At 64.4% G+C, this 17,387-nt stretch carries 14 protein-coding genes; 5 read left to right on the forward strand and 9 right to left on the reverse strand.

What is annotated here, in order from left to right; all coding sequences use genetic code 11:
• Positions 1-11 precede the first annotated feature (11 nt).
• Positions 12-761 (reverse strand): hypothetical protein, encoded by a 750-nt coding sequence (locus IVA79_RS23775; RefSeq protein WP_247557343.1) that lies wholly within the window; start codon positions 759-761, stop codon positions 12-14.
• A 294-nt stretch (positions 762-1,055) separates the two neighbouring features.
• Between IVA79_RS23775 and IVA79_RS23780 the strand changes: the two genes are divergently transcribed.
• The 3 genes from IVA79_RS23780 (at position 1,056) to IVA79_RS23790 (ending at position 5,174) form a co-directional block, all read left to right on the forward strand.
• Entirely contained in the window at positions 1,056-2,087 is a 1,032-nt protein-coding gene (locus IVA79_RS23780) for an ABC transporter substrate-binding protein (protein WP_247557346.1), read from the forward strand.
• Positions 2,084-4,777 (forward strand): hybrid sensor histidine kinase/response regulator, encoded by a 2,694-nt coding sequence (locus tag IVA79_RS23785; RefSeq protein WP_247557349.1) that lies wholly within the window; start codon positions 2,084-2,086, stop codon positions 4,775-4,777. The genes IVA79_RS23780 and IVA79_RS23785 overlap by 4 nt, the downstream gene beginning before the upstream one ends.
• Positions 4,778-5,003: 226 nt before the next feature.
• Complete coding sequence (locus IVA79_RS23790) at positions 5,004-5,174, forward strand: hypothetical protein (protein ID WP_247557352.1); 171 nt, start codon at positions 5,004-5,006, stop codon at positions 5,172-5,174.
• Positions 5,175-5,206: 32 nt separating this feature from the next.
• Here IVA79_RS23790 and IVA79_RS23795 read toward each other — a convergent pair whose 3' ends face one another.
• Positions 5,207-6,112, reverse strand: a complete 906-nt coding sequence (locus IVA79_RS23795) for a LysR family transcriptional regulator (protein ID WP_247557357.1) — start codon at positions 6,110-6,112, stop codon at positions 5,207-5,209.
• 125 nt (positions 6,113-6,237) lie between these two features.
• Between IVA79_RS23795 and IVA79_RS23800 the strand changes: the two genes are divergently transcribed.
• Together IVA79_RS23800 and IVA79_RS23805 are read left to right on the forward strand one after the other, a co-directional pair.
• Complete coding sequence (locus IVA79_RS23800; RefSeq protein WP_247557360.1) at positions 6,238-7,176, forward strand: ring-cleaving dioxygenase; 939 nt, start codon at positions 6,238-6,240, stop codon at positions 7,174-7,176.
• Positions 7,173-7,799, forward strand: a complete 627-nt coding sequence (locus IVA79_RS23805) for an alpha/beta hydrolase (RefSeq protein WP_247557365.1) — start codon at positions 7,173-7,175, stop codon at positions 7,797-7,799. Before IVA79_RS23800 ends, IVA79_RS23805 begins: the two co-directional genes overlap by 4 nt.
• A gap of 168 nt (positions 7,800-7,967) precedes the next feature.
• Here the strand turns inward: IVA79_RS23805 and IVA79_RS23810 are convergent, their stop codons facing one another.
• From IVA79_RS23810 to IVA79_RS23845, 7 genes are all read right to left on the reverse strand, one after another.
• Positions 7,968-8,942: a magnesium transporter CorA family protein gene (locus IVA79_RS23810; RefSeq protein ID WP_247557368.1), complete on the reverse strand. Its 975-nt coding sequence runs from the start codon at positions 8,940-8,942 to the stop codon at positions 7,968-7,970.
• A 133-nt stretch (positions 8,943-9,075) separates the two neighbouring features.
• Positions 9,076-10,098: an ABC transporter substrate-binding protein gene (locus IVA79_RS23815; protein ID WP_247557371.1), complete on the reverse strand. Its 1,023-nt coding sequence runs from the start codon at positions 10,096-10,098 to the stop codon at positions 9,076-9,078.
• 365 nt (positions 10,099-10,463) lie between these two features.
• Positions 10,464-11,423, reverse strand: a complete 960-nt coding sequence (locus IVA79_RS37040) for an ASCH domain-containing protein (RefSeq protein WP_346658204.1) — start codon at positions 11,421-11,423, stop codon at positions 10,464-10,466.
• Positions 11,424-11,972: 549 nt separating this feature from the next.
• The gene (locus IVA79_RS23830) at positions 11,973-13,610 is read right to left on the reverse strand and encodes an amidase family protein (RefSeq protein ID WP_247557374.1); all 1,638 of its coding nucleotides are present in this window, start codon (positions 13,608-13,610) and stop codon (positions 11,973-11,975) included.
• Positions 13,611-13,817: 207 nt separating this feature from the next.
• Positions 13,818-15,314 carry an ABC transporter substrate-binding protein gene (locus IVA79_RS23835; RefSeq protein ID WP_247557377.1) on the reverse strand — a complete coding sequence of 499 codons (1,497 nt, stop codon included), beginning with the start codon at positions 15,312-15,314 and terminating at the stop codon, positions 13,818-13,820.
• 57 nt (positions 15,315-15,371) lie between these two features.
• On the reverse strand, positions 15,372-16,376 hold the full coding sequence (locus IVA79_RS23840; RefSeq protein WP_247557380.1) for an oligopeptide/dipeptide ABC transporter ATP-binding protein: 1,005 nt from the start codon (positions 16,374-16,376) through the stop codon (positions 15,372-15,374).
• Entirely contained in the window at positions 16,373-17,386 is a 1,014-nt protein-coding gene (locus IVA79_RS23845; RefSeq protein ID WP_247557383.1) for an ABC transporter ATP-binding protein, read from the reverse strand. Before IVA79_RS23845 ends, IVA79_RS23840 begins: the two co-directional genes overlap by 4 nt.
• Position 17,387: the final 1 nt, after the last annotated feature.

The following is a 17,387-nucleotide window of genomic DNA, read 5'->3' on the forward strand; positions in this document are numbered from 1 at the left end:
TCAGATCCTGTTCAGAACTGGCCGGGCGGCAGCTTGAAGATGTCGGGGCTCTTGGCGTCGGCCACGTAGAACAGCAGCAGGCTGGTCGGCGTCAGCACACGCTGGTTGTTCTCCTTGTTTTCGAACGTGCCCTGAAGCAGCAGGATCACCGAGCGGTCCTTGGCGTCGCTGCCGCGGAACATCACGATGCCGCCGGCGACGGGCATGTTGACCGCGATGGAGTCGGGCTTGAAGCCTTCGCCCATGAAATGAGCGCGCAGGATGTTGGCGTTGGAGAACAGCTTCTCCGGCGTCATCGCCGTATCGGTTCCCTTCGACCAGACGGCGCCGACCTGGATCAGCGATTTGGACTTGTAGCCGAACACGTAGGAGAGCTCGGCGGTCCCGCCGTTCGGAAGCAGGTCCGGAACGGACATCAGGATGCTGTGCGTCAGCTCGGCGGCGTTGTCCTGCGCCTTGATGGCGTCGGGCTTGACGTTGAAATCCTTCGTCATCGCCGCGCGCACATCGGCCTCGTTCATGCCGAACTTGGCGGAGCGGAAGCCGTCGATCGCTTTGGACTTGTCCTCCGCTCCTGGCGCCTCGGCCGACGGCGCCCCGGCGGCCACGGGCGTGCCGGCTGCAGAGGGAGCACCGGCCGCAGCGGCCCTGGGTGCCGGTGCAGCCTTCTGCTTCGGCACGGCGCCCTGGGCCGCGAGCGGCCCGGCAGCAACGGAGGTGAGCAGGCCGACGACGGCCGGAATGAGATAGATCTTGCGCATCGAAAACCTTTGAAACAACTTGAAACAACGCTTCAAAAATCGGCAGCTGCGAAATCGACTTCCCCGAACCGTCGTCGCAACCGGGACGGAGAATGTTGCAACGCCACAAGACGTTACAGGCGTCACGGAGGAGACAAGACTCGAAACAGCGACTCTCTGGCAGCGTAGGAATACGGTATCGGGCTGCCAAACGCTGCGAATGAGCATTCATAAGCGCATTTTTTCATCAATTGTGGATGCGGGCCGTTCGCGCTAAGCATCCGAATTGGGGCAAGCCATCATGCAAAGAAATCCATGACCGAACGGCGTTCCGCTTTCGCGGTCAATCGCCGCGGCTTCATTGGCCTTGCCGGAGCAACCGCTGCGGGATGGATCGCGCTCGGCGCGACGCCGGATCGCATGCGCATCGTCGCCTCGCTGACCGCATTGCCGCTCGACGATGAGCTGACCAGACGCAGCATGACCGACAGCCCGACCTCCCGCCTTGGCGGCCTCATCGTCGGCCTGAGGCAGCGCGGCTGGGTCGAAGGCGTCAACTTCCGCCTCGAGCTCCGTTCGACCTTCGGCGCACCGGACAGGCTTAAGGCGGCGATTCAGGAGTTGCTCGACCTCAAGCCGGACGTGATCCTGACGGGATCGACGATCGAAACCGCAGCCGTCCTTGCCGCCACCAAGACCGTCCCGATCGTTTTCGCCACGGCCAACGATCCCATCGGCAACGGCTTCGTCGCAAGCCTCGCGCATCCCGGCGGCAACGTCACCGGCTTCACCAACAGCACCGCCGAGATGGGCGGAAAATGGCTTCAGCTGATCCGCGAGGCCGTGCCTGACGTCACGCGTGTCGGCATCCTGTTCAATCCCGCGACCACACCCCGGGCCGGGCGCTTCTTCCTCGACTCGATCGAGCAAGAGGCCGCGGCATGCGGCGTGTCCGCGATCCCCGCTCCCGTCAACGCGCCCGCGGAGATCGACGAAGCCGTCGCCCGCTTTGCCGAAGCGCCCAAGGCGGCGATGGTCGCCCTGGTCGACAGCTTCCTCGTGGTCAACCGCAAGGCGGTCGTCGCGGCAGCCGACAAATATAGCGTGCCCACGATCTATCCGTTCCATTACTTCATGGATGCGGGCGGGTTGATGAGCTACGGGCCGACGTTGGAAGTGCGCTCGGCCGACTACGTCGATCTCATCCTGCGCGGCACCAAGGCAGGTGATCTTCCGGTGCAATCGCCGCGGAAATACGAGCTGCTGATCAACCGCACCGTCGCCCGCACGCTGGGATTGACGCTGCCGTTCAGCCTGCTCGCGCGCGCCGACGAGATCCGCGAGTGAACGAGACGGCCGACCAGGGACCTTTACGGACGCCTCCCGGCCGGCTGTTCCGCAAATATCTCTATTCGATCGTCGCCCTCGCCTTCGCCGCACTCGCCATCAACACCGGCTTCGACGTCTGGTTCTCCTATCGCGAGCAGAAGCAGCTTCTGGCGGCAACCCAGCGCGAGCAGGCAGCGTCCGCGGCGATTCAGATCGGCCATTTCATCGGCCAGATCGAGAACCAGATCAGATGGCTCTCGCGCCTGCCGCCGGAGCTGTCGACCAACGAAGACGAGCGCCTGAACGCGATCCGTCTCCTGCGCCTCTCGCCGGCGATCGCTGAAATCGCCGAGCTGGACTCGCGAGGGCTCGAGCAGGTGCGCGTGTCCCGCCGTGTCGCCGACAGGATCGGCAGCAAGGCCGACCTCTCCGCCTCGCCCGCCTTTCGCGGTGCCAATGAAAGCCGGGCCTATTACGGGCCGGTCTACTTCTTGGCCGACACCGAGCCGTTCATGACGCTCGCCACGCGCGGCACCGGCCGCAATCCGAATGTGATCGTCGCCGAGGTCAACCTGCGTTTCATCTGGGACCTCGTCGCAGGGATCAGGGTCGGCAACACCGGCAAGGCCTATGTCGTCAATCGCATGGGGGTCCTGATCGCGCATCCCGATTTGTGGCGGGCATTGCAGCGCAGCGATCTCTCCGGCCATGCGGACGTCCGCGCCGCGCTCGATGGCGTCGGACCGCCTTCAGGCGGATTGGTCAAGGAGGATCTGACCGGTCAGCGCGTGCTCTCGACCTATGCAACCGTGCCCTCGCTCGGCTGGCTGGTGTTTGTCGAGCTGCCGCTTAGCGAGGCCTATGCGCCGATTTACGCATCGATCGGCCGTTCGAGCTTCCTCCTCGTCGTCCTCTTGGCCGGTGCGGTGCTGGTGTCGCTCTTTCTCAGCCGGCGCATGACGGGACCAATCCAGCTCCTGACGCAAGGCGCGCGGCGGATCGGGAGCGGAGATCTCGGCCTGCGGCTCGCGATCAAGTCCGGCGATGAGCTCGAAGCGCTCGGCGACCAGTTCAACCGCATGGCCGCGCACCTGCGCGACTCCTACGCCACGCTCGAACGTAAGGTGATCGAGCGCACCTCCGAGCTCGAAAAGGCGCGCGATCACGCCCTGGCCGAGCACGATGCCGCCGAGCGCGCGCGCAGCGCGGCGGTGGCGGCCAACGAAACCAAATCGCGCTTCCTCGCCGTGGTCAGCCACGAGCTGCGTACGCCGCTGAACGGCGTGATGGGCGTGCTGCAATTGCTCGACGACGGCCGCCTCGGCGAAGCACAGCGGCGCCACCTCGCGACCGCCGCGGCGTCGGGCGAAACGCTGATCGCTCTGGTCGACGCCGTGCTGGAATATGCCCGCCTGGAGGCCAGCACCGAAACCCTGGAGCCGCGCAATTTCCGCCTCGACCAGCTCATCGACGCGGCCGCCGAACTGATGCGCCCCCAGGCCTTCGGCAAGGGACTGAGCTTCGACCTCGCCTGCGACGCGTCGGTCAACACCGCCGTGCACGGCGATCCTGTCAGGCTCAATCGCATCCTGCTCAATCTGATCGGCAACGCCATCAAGTTCACGCCATCGGGCGGGATCGCCGTGAACGCGGCCGGCGAGCAGCACGAGGATCATGTCCTGCTGCGCATCACCGTTCGCGACACCGGCATCGGCATCGCCCCCGACATGCACGAGCGGATCTTCGAGGATTTCGTGCAGGCGGACGACAGCATCGCGCGTCGGTTCGGCGGCACCGGCCTTGGCCTTGCGATCGCGCGGCGCCTCGCCCGCCTGATGCACGGCGATCTGACGGTTGCGAGCACGCCGGGCGCGGGCAGCACGTTCACGCTTCAAGTGCCGCTTGGTCTCGCCGCGAGCGGCATCGCGCAAGGCGCGCGTCCGCTACCGTCGCGGCAACTCCGCGTGCTCCTGGTCGATGACGATCCCGTCAATTGCGAAGTCGGCGAGGCGATCCTGAAGAGGCTCGGCCATCTCCCCGCCATTGCAAGAAACGGCGCGTCGGCCGTCGCCCTCGCCCGCGATCAGGCGTTCGAAATCATCCTGATGGATCTGCACATGCCCGACATGGACGGCGTCGAGGCAGCCTCGCGGATCGGCAAGCTCGGTCTGCCGAAGATGCCGCGCATCATCGCCGTGACCGCCGACGTGTCCGCCAATGCCCGCGAGCGGCTCGCCGGCGCCGGCATCGCCAAGGTCGTCAGCAAGCCGATCCTGATCAATGCGCTGCGCGAGGCGATCGAGGACGATCCGGAGGTCGAGCCGGCGGCAGTGCAACCGTCCACGGGCGCATTGATTGACCGGCATTTCCTCGACGACCAGCGGGAGCTGCTCGGTGCCGCGCAAATCGCAGAGCTCCATCACTTGCTGGACGAGACGAGCGCAAAGTTGATCGAGGACATAGACAGAGCAGCGGCGGCCGGCGATTCCAACCGGCTGGCGCGATCCGCGCATCAACTCGGCAGTGCTGCCAGCGCACTCGGGCTGGTCCGCCTGTTCGATCGCAGCCGTGAGATCGAGCTGGCGGCGCCCTCAATGTCCCTGACCGAGCGTGAGGACGCCGCCCGCGAACTCGCCGCACTTCGAGACGCCTCGCTGAGCGCGCTGGACGACCTGCTTCAGCCTGCCGAACAGCGTTCGAGGAGCTGACCCTACGTCAGTATGGTCACGTCATACCCGCGCACAATGGCGGCGACCAAATGCTCCGTGCTAGCTATGAAAGCACAGTGAGAAGCAATGGAACCGGCCCCGCGAGCCGGCAGTTGCAGGGCAAGTCCGGCGGCGTAACGCCCGCCGGCCTGTCTCTGGATCGAACGGCACAATGCCGCTCCAGTACTTGGTGTCTACTGTCACACTTGGCTGCAGAGAGTACGCCATGAGAAACATCGCCGATCTCGTCATGCGGTTTTGGCAAGGGAGCCAGCCTGCATCCGATACTCAGGTTGCGACTATGACCGAGAACCCGGATCAATCCAGCATGGCTGATTTTGTCCGCATCCTGCAGGCCTACGATCGAGACCAGTGGAGCGACCGCGTCCGTCCGTGATACGGACGTCACCGCAAATCAATGCTCAGGCCTCAAGCCGCGGCCGCGCCCTCCTCGCGACCAAAGCGCTCGACGAGAAAATCGATGAACAGCCGCACCTTCAGCGACAGATGCCGCGTCGGTGGATACACCGCATAGAGTGCGAGCGGCGGCGCGGAATAGTCGTCCAGCACCGTGCGTAGCTCGCCTTTCCGCAAGGCATCGGCGGCGATGAACTCCGGTAGCAGCGCAAGTCCCCTGCCCTTGATCGCGACGTCGCGCAGCACCTCGGCATTGTTGACGCAGAGCGACCAGGCCGGCTGGATCCAGTGATCGCCGTCAGTGCCGGTCAGCTTCCACTGATTGCCGGTCAGCAGGAAGCCGTACGTCAGCGAAGCATGCTCGCGCAAATCCTGCGGATGTTTTGGCGTGCCGTGACGTGCGAGATAATCCGGCGAAGCGCAGATCATGCGCGCTACCGGCATGATTTTCCGCGCGATCAAGCTCGACGATTCGAGCTCCGCGATCCGCAAGGTCACATCAAAGCCGTCCTGCACGGGATCGAGCAGGTCGTCGCTGAGTACGATCTGGAGCTGAAGCTCGCCATAGCGCGCCATGAAATCGGCGAGCACGGGCCCGAGCCGCATGGTGCCGAATGACATCGGCGCGTTGACGCGGAGCAGCCCGCGCGGCGCCGACTGGGCCTGCGTCACCGCCTGGTCGGCCGCCTCGACCTCCGAGAGGATGACGAGCGCGCGCTCGAAATAGCGCTGGCCATTCTCGGTCGGGCTGGCATGCCGCGTGGTCCGGTTCAAAAGCTGGACGCCGAGGCTCTCCTCGAGGTCGGCGATGTATTTGCTGATCGCCGAGCGCGACAGCCGCAACTGCCGCCCCGCCTCGGCAAAGCTGCCGCTTTCGACCACTTTCACGAAGGCCCGCAGGCTGCCGAGCTTATCCAAGGGCTTCCGCCGATTGTTTCCAAATCGTAGACATAGCCGTCATATTTGCATGGATTGTCTCCAATCCAAAGCGGAACGATATTTCCGGCCAGAGCAAGACGCTCCCCGAACTTTGGAGGACGACCATGTCTGGACTGCACCATGTCACCGCGATCGCCGGCGACCCCATCCGCAATTTCGGCTTCTACACGCGGGATCTCGGCCTGCGCTTCGTCAAGAAGACGGTCAATTTCGACGATCCCGGCACCTATCACTTCTACTACGGCGATGAGACCGGCCGGCCCGGCACCATCCTGACCTTCTTCCCCTGGGCTGGCGTCGCCCCCGGCCGCCGCGGCGTCGGCGAGACCCACCAGACCGCCTTCCGCGTGCCGCAGCGTTCGCTCGGCTACTGGACCCAGCGTTTTACCGAGAAGGGCATTGCCTACGAGGCGCTAGAGAAGCGCTTTGGCGAATCCGTGCTGCCGTTCACCGATCCCGATGGCATGGCGCTCGCGCTGGTCGGGGTATCAGGTGCCGAGAGCGAAGCCGGATGGAGCAACGGCGACGTACCGGCCGAGCACGCCATCCGCGGCTTCCACGGCGTGACCTTGCTGCTCGACAGCGCGGCGAAGACGGCTGCCGTCCTCACCGACGTGTTCGGCTTCAAGGAGACTGGACGCGAGGGCTCGGTGATCCGCTTCAAGGCGCCGGGTGACGTCGAAGGCAGCGTCGTCGACATCTACGAGGCCAAGGGATTTCTGCGGGGACATCAGGGCGGCGGCTCGGTGCATCACATCGCGTTCCGCGCGGCTGATGATGCCGAGCAGGGCAAGATGGCGCAAAAGCTCGTCTCCAATCACGGCCTGCATCCGACCGAGCAGAGGGACCGCAACTACTTCCGCTCGATCTATTTCCGCGAGCCCGGCGGCGTGCTGTTCGAGATCGCGACCGACATCCCCGGCTTCGCCGTCGACGAACCCGTCGCGACGCTGGGCCGTGATCTCAAGCTGCCTGTTTTCCTCGAGCAGCACCGCAAGCAGATCGAGGACGTGCTGCCCAATTTGGAAGAGACCGCGTCATGACCAAGACTGCATTCATCCATCGCTTCGAGCCCGCGACCCGCTCGGGCTCCCCTCCGCTGCTGCTGCTTCACGGCACCGGCGGCGACGAGAACGACCTGCTCGAGCTCGGCAAGATGATCTCATCAGGCGCCGCCCTGCTCTCGCCGCGCGGCCGCGTGCTCGAGCACGGCATGCCGCGCTTCTTCCGCCGTCTGGCCGAAGGCGTATTCGATGAGGAGGATTTGCGCCGTCGCGCGCGCGAGCTCGGCGACTTCGTCGCGGATGCGCGAGAGCAATACGGCATCGCCGCACCTGTCGCGGTCGGCTTCTCCAACGGCGCCAACATCGCAGCCGCGTTGTTGTTGCTGCAGCCGGACGTGCTTGCCGGCGCGATCCTGCTGCGCGCCATGGTGCCGCTGTCGGATCCGCCAGCAGCCGATCTTGCGGGCAAGCCCGTGCTGCTGTTGTCCGGGCAAGGCGATCCAATCGTGCCGGCCGGCAATTCGGCACGGCTCGCGGCGCTGCTGTCGCAGGCTGGCGCGGACGTGAGCCACAGGATCCTTCCGGCAGGCCACCAATTGTCGCAAGCCGATGTCACGCTGGCCCGCGACTGGATCGGCCGTGTCGAGGCAGAAGCGGCATGATCCAACGAACAACGGCCATGCGTAGGGTGGGTTAGCCTTGCCGGCTGCGCAAAGCGCAGTCGGCGAGGCGTAACCCACCACCTTCGGCCACCGCTCAGACAAAGATGGTGGGTTACGTCTCGCGGATGCGCTTCGCGCAGCCGCGAGCCTAACCCACCCTACCCGTTCTCAATCGAACCAGCCGCGCCGCTTGAACCAGATCAGCGGCAGCACGCCGCTGGCGATGATCGCGAGCCAGGCCAGCGGATAGCCGAAGCTCCAGTCGAGTTCGGGTATGTGCTTGAAGTTCATGCCCCAGATGCCGACCAGGATGGTCGGCGGCACGCCGACGACGGACACGACGGTCAAAATCTTGAACAGCTCGTTCTGCTGGATGTTGATGAAGCCGAGCACGGCATCGAGCAGCAGCTGGATCTTGTCGGACAGCCGCGTCTCGTAATCGCTGAGTGAAATCACATCCTTCGACACGGCTTCGAGACGCTTCTTCGACGCTGCCGTGATCCATTCACTGCCGACATCGCCCGCGAACGACGCGACGCGGCCAACGCCGAGCAAGACATCGCGCGCCTTGGCGAGGCGATCGGCCAGCTCGCCGATGTTCTCCAACGCCTCGCGCATCCTGCGGCTGGAGCGTACCGGCCGCTTGGTGTGAACGAGGCCACCCTTGAAAACGCCTCGAGAGAGCCTGTCGACCTTGCCGCCGAGATGCTCCAGAACATCGCCGCCACGGTCGATCATGGCTTCGAGCAGGCTGGTGAACACGCACATGCCGTTCTCCAGGCTGTCGTCGGAGCCGATGCTCTTGCCGACGTCGTCGAAGATCGGCAGCTCGGCAAAGCGCACCGTCACCAGCACATGCGGGCCGATGACGAACCCCACGGGCGTGATCTCGGCCCCATTGTCCTCAGTGTGCCGGACCGCCGGCGAGCTGAGATAGAGCGTGCCGTGATCGAGGATCAGGCGGCTCGACGCCTCGATCTCGCTGAGGGACTCTTCCGAGGGAACGCGGATGCCGAGCAACCGTTCGACAAACTGCTTTTCCTCATCGGTCGCGTTCAGGAGATCGACCCAGATGATCTCCGAGGGTATTTCCGCGCCGATACTTTGCCAGTCGTCGGACGGCCACCTGTAAAGCCTGAGCAAGAACCGAACTCCGTGGCAGCACTGTCATGCCGGATGGTGCATCCGGCCGTCATCCGGCGACTAACGCATGAGGGTCCCAAACGTTCAATGTCCCTGCGGCGCGGTTGCCTTCATCGTGCTAGTCGATCACTTTTTACTCGATCAGTTCGTCGGCCGCTGCCAATAGTGTTGGCGGCGGGGTGATCCCGAGCTGTCTTGCTGTCTTCACGTTGATGGCCAGCGTATATTTGACCGCTTGCTCAAATGGCAGCTCCCCGGGCTTGGCGCCCTGAATGATCTTTGCGACCTGAAAGCCTGCTCGCCGAAGCATGTCGTGCAGATCGTTTGAATATGACATCAACAATCCGCGTTGTGCCCAAAAGGGATAAACGCCGCAGCTTGGCTTTCCGGACTTTGCCAGAGACGCCACAACACGAGGAATATTGGTGTTCATCCTCGGGTCGCCCGAAATGTAGAAAGCGGTGACGTCGCTTCGCAGGCCCGCCGACACCGCGCCGTCGAGGTCATCGAGCGTTCGGATTTCGTAGCTCAGAAACTCGAAGCCAAAATGCGCTGACGTCTTGCGCAACGCGTTGCGCTCGGGCAGAGCCAAATTCGCAGCGGCAACCGGGTTTACGCTGTCCGCGAAGTGAATCATTCCGAGCCGCGTCAAGTTTGGCACCAACTCCTTGAAGAATCCGATGCGCTTCGTGGTGAGGGCCTCTTCGCCGCCCACAGCGTTCATGGTGTTGCCCGTAATCATTCCGCCCGGTCTCGCATAGCTTTCAGCAAAGCCCATTGCGATAGGGTCGGCAGCAAAACCGGTAATGACCAGCGGGGTATCAGGTGCTTCCTTGCGGGCAGTGTTCAGCCCACTCATCGACGCTGCAATCACAAAGACCCGAGGCTTCAACGCGGCCAGCTCTCTCGTAAGCTCGGGCACTCGCGACACCTCGCCATTGGCGAAACGTAATGCAAGCGCATAGTCAATACCTTCGACAAGCCCGACTTGCTTGAGCCCCGCGCGTAGATCGGCTGTCCTTTCAATCGCTATGTCTTCTGTGAAGGGTGTTAGGAACGCTATCAGCGGCGGGCCTGCGCCCCGTTGAGCCAGGGCGAGCGACGGCCACGCAAGCGAAGCTCCACCAGCCAACTGCAAGAACTTCCGGCGCTTCATTCCGACAATCCCCCCGACCCCGGTTCGCCCTGGCAATCAAATCATAGGGACCGGCAATCTGCCAGCGCGATAGACCGTGAAAAACGTTGGCTACGGGTCCAAAGGCGACGTTCCGCACGCGGGCGCGCAGGTCCGCGTTACTTTTCCGAAACGGCCTTCCGGATTTGCTCATGCAAGTCCTATGGCGCACTCCGAGGAGGTACGGTACGCGTAGGATGGGTTGAGCCCTTGCGATACCCATCATGCCTCGTCGTCGACGGACGAATTGATGGGTTTCGCTTTCGCTCTACCCATCCTACGAGTACCCATCCTGCGAGCTGACGCGAAGGGCACAAGCGCAAGTGAAGAGCTTCCTATTCGACGACTCAAGTCTCGCCAATTCGCTCGACAAGCTCAAATCGCTCGCACCAGAGCATCATGTCGGGCGCGTACCTTCCAAGGCGCGTGAAGTATCGCTCATGTGCCTCGCGCCAGTATTGAAGAGAGCGATCACCTTCACCTTCGTCATAAGCAAACGCTTCATCCACTTCATCGAAACGTCGCTTCGTCAGTTCAACCGTCTTGAGGATGGCTTTCGGAACGCCGAACCCGTCCAGGACCACCATCATTTTTCCAACCTCCGCCGAAAGCAGGCCCTGACTTTCTGCCCAGCAGGTTGCGCGCTTGGTCCCCGACAGAACAAGCTCCAGGAGCCTGTCTGCCAAGTCGGGGCTATCGCCGAAAGAAAACGTCTCCATGTCGCGCCAATCCATCGGCAAATGCTGACGATCGTTCTTGACATTGTCAGTACAGACCGCCGAGGGCACCGTGCTGACCCAGGTCGTGAGGCTGTCGCGAATGACCTCAAACACCGTACGGCCATCTCGTGTCTGGCTTTCGCAGGAGTAGAAATGGTTGGCACCCGGCACTTGAACCCATTCCACATGTCTACCGGCCGCCAGAAACTTCCGTTCGACATCTGGCGCGAACGCGCAGACATAGTCGAGATCTCGCTCGCCCGAGATCATCAGTAGCGGCGGCAGCGGGAGGCCGTTCCCCCGGGCCAGGTAGGCCGCGGCATCTGCCGGCATTAACGCGCCAGAGATGGAAATGACTCCCGATGCCTCCATGCGCTTGCCGTAAGCAGCATAAATGGCACATCGTCCGCCCGCCGAGAACCCACCGAGCACAATTCGCTGAGGATCGACGCCATAATCGCCGTGGTGCGTCTTGATGAAGCGTACGGCCTCGGTGAAGTCGTCAAAAGCGGATTCCATGATTCCTGCCATGTCGCGCGGCTCCATCGGCGGCAGGCCCATCTCGGAACGCAACGCGGTAACGCGCACATCGGCACCTGGTCCGGCTGCGTCAGCACCGGCTGGGCGCTCGGCTCTGGATCCATCTGCGCGAGCCGGTACTGCACGGAGAACGCGGGAAAGCCCAGCATCGCAAAGCGGTGACAATATTCGGCGACTGCCGTGCTGGTCCCGATGCCGGCGGAGAAGGCGTCGTTCTCCTTCGACCCGCGATGAAAAACGCCGCCGTGAGCAAGTACCAGCGCCGGCGCCGGTGTGGGGCCCGGAGCTGCCGGTAGATAAGCGTCGAGCTTGAGCGCCATAGCCGACATCGGTCCTCGGCCCTTGTTGTAGCAGAGCATGACCAAACACGATATCGCGCTGTGTGCGGATGCTCATGACGTTCTCCCCCAGGATCCGATGGACACACTATAGTTGCCGTTGCTACCAACGCACAACTTTCTCCTGAGGGGTCACAAGGCGGCATGCCGCGGGCGGGGCCGCGTGTCCGCCTCACCGTCGAAAGCAGGCATCCGGAATTGTTAGCGCATGCCCCATGGAGCACCTGCTCGCTGACAAGCGCGAAGAGAGGCGTGAAATCTAAAGCGCGGCCAACCCCGGCGGCGGCTTGCGCATGTTGGAGGCCTGCTCATAGGCGTGGGCCAGACGCAGCAGCTTGTGCTCGCTCCAGGCGCGACCTGCGAAGGTGATGCCGAGCGGGTAGTCGGGCGTGTCCTTGCCATCCGATCCCGAGATGAAGCCGGCCGGCACCATGACACTGGGATAGCCTGCCTTGGCGGTGATCCCGCAGCCTGCAGCGCCGGGGAACAGCACCGCGTCGAGCTTGTGCCGGTTCATGTAGGCGTCCATGCCGCGCGTCTTGGCGGAAAGCAAATCCATCGCGCGTGCCGATTTGTATTCGCGCTCGCTCAAATCGCCCCTGGTCATGTTGGCGGCGAGGAAGTGGTCCTGGCCAAAGCGTAGCGCCCTCTCCGCATGCGCCGCGTTGAAGGCAACGATATCGGCGATGCTTCTGATCTCGGTGTTGGTTGCCCAGTCCCTGAGGTAAAGGTCGAGATCGCGCTTCAGCTCGTAGATGAAGACGACCGGCGGCCTTGCGACCGTGCCCTTGTGGCGGCTCAGCGGATTGCGGTTGAGCACGGCCATGGTCGTGCCCGGCCCGCCGATCCAGCCAAGCGTCGGCATGTTGGCGCGCACGATGACGGCGCCGAGATCCTGAAGCACCGCGATCGCTTCGGCCATCACCTTGGCCGACCTCGGTGGCAGCTTGCCGTAATAGCAGTCGTTCAGCGGGTCGGCGTGGTCGCTCGGCACGCCGATACGCGCGCCCTTCATCGCATCGCGCGTGAGGCCGGCCGTGTAGTCAGCCGGCCGTCGCTGCCGCTCCGTCACGGGGTCGAGCGGGTCTCTCGCAGCCAACACGTTCAGCAGCATCGCGGCGTCACGCACGGTCCGCGTCATCGGGCCCGCGGTGTCCTGGCTGTGCGCGATCGGCACGATGCCGGCGCGGCTGACGAGTCCGACCGTCGGCTTGACGGTGACGAGGCCATTCTGGCTGGCCGGGAACAGCAGCGAGCCCGAGGTCTCGGTGCCAACAGCGGCCGCGCACAGACCGGCCGCCACGGCGACCGCCGAACCCGCGCTCGAGCCGCCCGGGGACACGACCGGGATGGCGTCATCGTCCACCAGCGTCGGCGCGTAGGGATTCTTCACCTGGCCGCCCAGCGAGGAGTAGCCATGGGACATGTCGATCGCGAGCATGTTGGAAAATTCGGTGAGGTTCGCCTTGCCGAGGACCACCGCGCCGGCGTCGCGCAGCAGCTTGACGATCGTGGCGTCGTCCCTTGCATGCGCGCCCTCCAGCGCCAGCGAGCCCGCCGTCGTCGGCTGCTTGTCGCCGGTGGCGATGTTGTCCTTCACCAGGATCGGGATGCCGGCCAGCGGTCGCTGGGCCGATGGTCTTGTGCCATCGAGCTTGCCTGCGATCGCGAGCGCATCGGGATTGAGCGCGCGCACGGCGTTGAGCGCGGGCCCGCCGCGGTCGTAGGCTGCAATGCGCGCGAGGTAGGATTTGGTCAGCGCCGTCGCATCGATCTGCCCAGTGGCCAGGGCCTGAGCGATATCGCTCATCGATGCATTGTCGAGTTTTGGGGTGCCCGGCTCGGCGCTGACGGCCGCCGCGATGATGCCGGCATCGCGGCGCGATGGCTTCTTCACGGCTGCCTCGCCTGACGGCGCGTCCCGAACCATCAGGCCGCGATGATGCTATGTTGCCCGTGTTTTGCCCGACGGGTCAACGTCCCAGCGCACCGCGCCAGCCCTTGCAGCATGCAACGCGCAAGTCATTGAAATCACTACGCCCGGCTACTGTGCATGGGGTTGTTTTTCAGTTTTGGTTTTTGAGGCCGCGTGCTGCGCCCCGCCCTACTCCCAATACCACGTCGAGAAATCGTTCTCGTATTGCGGCACGTCCTTCCAGACACCCTTCAGCTTCTTGTTGGTGATGGTGATCAGCTGCGGCTGGTACAGGTAGGCGGAGACGGCGTCGGTCGCGAGCATGCGCTGGGCGTCGCCGAGCAGTTTTGCGCGGGCGGCCTCGTCGGGCGTCGACACGATCTGCTTGTAGAGTGCGTTGTACGCGGTGTTGTTGTAGCCGAGATAGTAGTCCGCCTCGGTGATCTTGACGAGGTCGAACGGCTCGACATGGCTGATGATGGTGAGATCGAAATTGTGCGGACCGTTGCCGGCGAACACCTGCGACAGCCATTGCGCCCATTCGACGTTCTCGATCTTGGCGACGATGCCGACCTTGGCGAGCTGCGCTGCGGCGATCTCGCCGCCCTGCCGCGCATAGGACGGCGGCGGCAGCTTCAGCGACAATTCGAGCGGCGTGGTGACGCCGGCTTCAGTGAGCAGCTTCTTGGCCTTCTCGGGATCGTAGGGGTTGACGCCTGTGGTGTCGACATAGCCGAGCGCGCCCGGCACGTAGAAGCTGCCGATCGGCGTGCCGAAACCGTCGACGGCGCCATCAATCATCGCCTTGCGATCGATCGCGGCGAGGATGGCGCGGCGGACGCGGACGTCGTCGAGCGGCTTCTTGCGGTGGTTGATCGCGACGATGGTCTTGGCCCTGGAGCCGCCGACCAGCACCGTGAAGCGCGGATCGGCCTTGAACTGTGCCAAGGCGCGCTGTGCGGCGACGCGCGGGAATGCATCGACGTCGCCCGACAGCAGCGCGGCGGTCTGCGCCGCCGGCTCCGAGATGAAGCGGATGGTCACCTTGGACAGCTTGACCGCGGCGGCGTTGCGGTAGTCGGCCCACTTGGTCAGCGTGATCGAGGAGCCCTTGGCCCAGGCGCCGAGCTGATAGGGACCGGTGCCGACCGGCTGCGTGATATTGGTGGCAGCGCTCTTCGGCTCGACGATCGAGCCGCCCGCCTGCCCGAGCAGGAACGGCAGGTTCGGCTCGCCATATTTCATCGTGATCACGATCGTGTCGGCGTCGGGCGCCTCGACCTTCTCGAAAGCCTGGTACAGGCTCTTGTCCTTGTTGGTACTGGTCGGCGCCGCGTTGCGCTCGAACGAGAACTTCACCGCGGCGGAATCGAACGCCTCGCCATTGTGGAATTTGACGCCCTTGCGCAGCTTGAACGTATAGGTCTTCAGGTCAGGCGAGGCGGTCCAGCTCTCGGCCAGCAGCGGCGAGACGGAGCCGTCCTCGTTGATCTTGGTCAGGGTCTCGTAGATGTTGTAGAGCGTGACCTCGGCGATCGCGGCAGCGGCCGCGTTGGTCGGATCGAGCCCCGGCGGCTCCAGCGCCATCGCCATGACGACGCTGTCCTTCTTGCTCTGCGCCAGCACGGGCAAAGGCGCCGCGACGAGCGCGGCGGCAAAGGCGACGATCGATAGTTTCCTGAACATCTCGTAACTCCCCGGCCCTGTTCCGTTCTTAAGCCTACGCCAATCCTGCTTCGAACACTAACCCTCCATGCCCGCCTGCGGCAACGCCATCACGGCCTCGGCCTTGTGGCAGGCGGCAAGGTGTCCCTCGCCCATCTTGCGTAACTCAGGCGGAACCTCGCGGCAATGCTGGTCGGCGAGCGGACAGCGCGTGACATAGGGGCATCCGGTCGTGGCCGCCGATTGCGAGGCGATCGCCTGGCCCCCGCGCCGCCGCCGGCCGCCACCGGCACGTGCCCGCGGCACCGCCTCCAGCAGCGCCCGCGTGTAGGGATGGGCGCAATGCTCGAACAGATCTTCGGGCCGGCCCTGCTCGACGATGCGGCCGAGATACATCACCGCGATCTCGTCACAGAGATAGTCGACGACGGCGAGGTCATGGCTGATCAGGATGAAGCTCAGGCCGAATTGCTCCTGGAGGTCCTGCATCAGGTTCAGCACCTGGGCCTGCACGGAGACGTCGAGCGCGGAGACCGGCTCGTCGGCGACGATCAGCTTGGGCTGGGTGATCAGCGCGCGCGCAATGGCAATGCGCTGACGCTGACCGCCGGAGAATTCGTGCGGATATTTGTCCATGTCGGCATCGCGCAGACCCACCTGGCGCAGCGCCGCGGCGACGCGTTCACGGAACGTGGCGCGATCGGCCCCCTCCAGCACCGTCAGCGGCTCGGCGACGATGCGCGCGATGGTCTGGCGCGGATCGAGCGAGCCGTAGGGATCCTGGAACACCATCTGGAAATCGCGGCGGGCGCGACGCAGCTCGTCGGCAGAGATGCGATTGAGATCGCGGCCGAGCAGCGCGACCTGCCCCGATGTCGGCCGCTCCAACGCCATCACCAGCCGCGCGAAGGTCGACTTGCCCGAACCGGATTCGCCGACGACGCCGAGGCTCTTTCCCGCGGCAACCTGCACGGTCACGCCATTGAGCGCACGCACCTGCCCCGGCGGGCGAAACAGGCTTTCCCGCGGCAGGGCGTAGCGCTGTTCGAGATCCTTCACGTCGAGAAGCGGCGCGGTGCTCATGCGGTCAGTGCTCCGATGCGTTCTGCCATCGAGACATCCGTCCTGATGCAACGTACGAAGTGTCCGGGTCCGACGTCGACCATCGCCGGCAGCGCGGCGCGGCACTGATCGATCACGAGGGGACATCGGTCGGAGAAGGTGCACCCCGAGGGCAGATCGGCGAGCTCCGGCACGGTGCCCGATATCGTCTTCAACCGCGTCCCCTTGCGCGCGCCGAGCTTGGGACGGGCACGGAACAGGCCCTGCGTATAGGGATGTCCCATCCGCCGGAACACCTCGTCGGTCGGCCCGCTCTCGACGACGGTGCCGCCATACATCACCATCATGCGCTGCACATTCTCGGCGATGACGCCGAGGTCGTGCGAGATCAGGATCATCGACATGCCGCGCTCCTCGACGAGGTCGGCGATGAGGTCGAGGATCTGGCCCTGGATGGTGACGTCGAGCGCGGTGGTCGGCTCGTCCGCGATCAACAAATCGGGCTCGCAGGCGAGCGCCATGGCGATGGTGATGCGCTGGCGCTGGCCGCCGGAAAACTGGTGTGGATAGGCATCGACGCGCCGCGCCGGGTCGGGCAGCCCGACGCGATCGAGCAAGGCGATCGCCTCGTTGCGCGCCTGTGCCGCCGTATGCTTCTTGTGACGCCGCAGTGGCTCAGCGACCTGATGCCCGATCGTGTGCATCGGATTGAGCGCGGTCATCGGCTCCTGGAAGATCATGCTGATGCGGTTGCCGCGCAGGCGGCAATAATCCGCGTCCGGCAACAGCGCGATCTCGTTGCCGTCGAGCTTGATGCTGCCCGAGACCACGGCGCTGTCAGGCAGCAGCCCCATCAGCGACATCGCGGTGACCGACTTGCCGCAGCCGGATTCGCCGACGAGGCCGAGCGTCTCGCCGCGCTTCAAGGCGAAGCTGACGCCGCGCACGGCGTGTGCCGGCCCGCGGCTGGTATTGAGGCGGACGCCGAGATTGGTGACCTCAATCAGCGGCATGTTGGAGCGCTCACCCATC

The organism is Bradyrhizobium sp. 138 (assembly GCF_023074075.1).
GTDB lineage: Bacteria > Pseudomonadota > Alphaproteobacteria > Rhizobiales > Xanthobacteraceae > Bradyrhizobium.

Excerpts from the sequence above, each read along its gene's own strand:
- IVA79_RS23775 (WP_247557343.1), bottom strand. The coding sequence starts at position 761 with ATGCGCAAGATCTATCTCATTCCGGCCGTCGTCGGCCTGCTCACCTCC.
- IVA79_RS23780 (WP_247557346.1), top strand. The coding sequence starts at position 1,056 with ATGACCGAACGGCGTTCCGCTTTCGCGGTCAATCGCCGCGGCTTCATT.
- IVA79_RS23790 (WP_247557352.1), top strand. The coding sequence starts at position 5,004 with ATGAGAAACATCGCCGATCTCGTCATGCGGTTTTGGCAAGGGAGCCAG.
- IVA79_RS23800 (WP_247557360.1), top strand. The coding sequence starts at position 6,238 with ATGTCTGGACTGCACCATGTCACCGCGATCGCCGGCGACCCCATCCGC.
- IVA79_RS23805 (WP_247557365.1), top strand. The coding sequence starts at position 7,173 with ATGACCAAGACTGCATTCATCCATCGCTTCGAGCCCGCGACCCGCTCG.
- IVA79_RS23815 (WP_247557371.1), bottom strand. The coding sequence starts at position 10,098 with ATGAAGCGCCGGAAGTTCTTGCAGTTGGCTGGTGGAGCTTCGCTTGCG.
- IVA79_RS23835 (WP_247557377.1), bottom strand. The coding sequence starts at position 15,314 with ATGTTCAGGAAACTATCGATCGTCGCCTTTGCCGCCGCGCTCGTCGCG.
- IVA79_RS23840 (WP_247557380.1), bottom strand. The coding sequence starts at position 16,376 with ATGAGCACCGCGCCGCTTCTCGACGTGAAGGATCTCGAACAGCGCTAC.
- IVA79_RS23845 (WP_247557383.1), bottom strand. The coding sequence starts at position 17,386 with ATGGGTGAGCGCTCCAACATGCCGCTGATTGAGGTCACCAATCTCGGC.